Here is a 652-nt window from a genome sequence, read left to right as displayed (position 1 = left end):
ATGGTGATGTTGGTCTAACAAGTCACTTGTTTCCGAATGAAAATTGCACGGCGAAGCAATCCCTTTGTGAGGAGTTGCCAAATGGCGGCAAGCCAGAAGTAAGCCAAAACATACTCGACTTCGTAGAGTTTTACAGCCAACACTTAGCCGTGCCGATTCGTCGAAATGTGAATGCTCCTGATGTTCAGCTTGGCCAAAAGATCTTTGCTGCTTCGGGGTGCGAAAGCTGCCATAAAACCAGTGTAAAACCGACAAAACGAGCAGACCGGCCTGCGCTGTCAGAGCAACTTATCCACCCGTATACCGATCTGCTGTTGCATGACATGGGAGAGGGCCTTGCTGATCATCGACCTGAATATCTTGCCAATGGCCGTGAATGGCGTACGCCACCACTTTGGGGGATTGGTTACACAGAAGAAGTGAACGGTCACACGTATTTCTTACATGATGGTCGAGCACGTAACTTGATGGAAGCGGTGCTTTGGCATGGTGGTGAAGCGGAACAAGCGAAACAAAACGTGTTATCGCTGAACCAAAAAGAACGTGACGCATTGATTGCGTTTCTGAACTCTCTGTAAGGATGCAACCATGAAGAAAACAACATTAATGAGCGCTGTTGTTACAACGCTAAGCTTAGTTGGTTGCCAATCGA

1 protein-coding gene is annotated in these 652 nt (G+C 47.7%); it reads left to right on the top strand.

Annotated features, from left to right (window positions below):
• A partial coding sequence (locus R7O13_RS27895; protein ID WP_318305328.1) for a di-heme oxidoredictase family protein occupies nucleotides 1-578 on the top strand: 578 nt, incomplete at its 5' end.
• Nucleotides 579-652: the final 74 nt, after the last annotated feature.

Source organism: Vibrio sp. Y176, from assembly GCF_033438945.1.
The sequence above is the reverse complement of the archived record's forward strand: the minus strand, read 5'-3'. Positions and strand labels throughout refer to the sequence as shown.